We start from the raw sequence: 389 nt of genomic DNA on the forward strand, positions 1-389 counted from the left end.
GCCCGGGAAGGGGTCGGCGGGCTCCGGGAGGGTCCGGGCGGTCCCCGGGAGCGTACGGTCGGTTCCTGGAGCGTTCGGTCAGACGCGGTGTGCGCGGGGGGCGCGCAGGGCGCTCAGCAGCGTACGGCGGGCCTTGCGGATCACACGCCGGGGGAAGGACGCCCGGGTCCCGGCCGCCGGGGCCTCGATCCGCCGGCCGCCGATCCCGATGGCGATGAGCCCGAGGCCGTCGAAGAGCAGGGCCAGCGAGAAGAAGACCCCGAGAACGTACAGGCTGCTGTGCGGCCAGTCGAACAGCACCAGCAGGCCCAGCAGCAGCCCGAAGGCCCCTTGCAGCAGCGGCCACCCCATCTGCGGGCCGCGTACGCCGACGCTGCCGACCTGCCGCA

At 74.8% G+C, this 389-nt stretch carries 1 pseudogene; it reads right to left on the reverse strand.

The annotated features are described in order from the left end of the window. Nucleotides 1-78 precede the first annotated feature (78 nt). Nucleotides 79-389: pseudogene (locus V2J85_RS41015) on the reverse strand (hypothetical protein); the annotation flags it as partial.

Origin of the sequence: Streptomyces bugieae, from assembly GCF_036352915.1 — a bacterium.
Lineage (GTDB): Bacteria > Actinomycetota > Actinomycetes > Streptomycetales > Streptomycetaceae > Streptomyces > Streptomyces endophytica.